Source organism: Streptomyces natalensis ATCC 27448 (assembly GCF_000935125.1).
GTDB classification, from domain to species: Bacteria; Actinomycetota; Actinomycetes; order Streptomycetales; family Streptomycetaceae; genus Streptomyces; species Streptomyces natalensis.
Genome location: NZ_JRKI01000058.1, coordinates 1 through 556 on the forward strand (window position 1 = coordinate 1; position 556 = coordinate 556).

The 556-nt window shown below is 67.4% G+C and carries 2 protein-coding genes; both read left to right on the forward strand.

Annotated elements, in window-relative coordinates:
- Positions 1-12 precede the first annotated feature (12 nt).
- Entirely contained in the window at positions 13-186 is a 174-nt protein-coding gene (locus SNA_RS40710; protein WP_420823528.1) for a lasso peptide biosynthesis B2 protein, read from the forward strand.
- A gap of 20 nt (positions 187-206) precedes the next feature.
- Positions 207-556 (forward strand): ABC transporter transmembrane domain-containing protein (locus SNA_RS30740; RefSeq protein WP_241779918.1); only part of this gene is annotated, 350 nt, incomplete at its 3' end.

Here is a 556-nt window from a genome sequence, read left to right on the forward strand (position 1 = left end):
GCCACCGCGCTGCTGTGTCGGATGTGGGGCAGCTGGCCCACTTGGTGTACCGGAGTGCGCACCCAGCCATTCGCCGCCCACGCATGGGTAGAGGCTGAAGGGCAACCCGTCGACGAGCCGCTTCCGGCAGACCACTACCGGACCATCATGGCTGTCGGCCCCCACGTACCGCCGACCACGACGTGAGCGACGTCGTATCAGAAAGCATGCTCACGCTTCGTATGCTGGCCCGGTTGACCCGCGGCCACCACAAGGTCCTCGCCCTGTGCACTGTGCTGACGCTCTGCACTCTGGGTCTCGGCTTGTCCCAGCCGCTGTTGGTGAGCCATATCGTCGATACGGCCGGGCGCCACGGTCCACCTCCGTGGCCCGCCGTCGGGGCCCTGACCGCCCTCATCACGGCCCAGGCACTTCTACAGACCGCCAGCGGCTACGTGCTGGGACGAACCGGTGAGGACATCGTCCTGCAGCTTCGGACCACTCTCATCGGCCACCTTCTGCGGCTGCCGGCCCGCGACTACCAACACCACCGCCTGGGTGATCTGCTCTCCCGCGC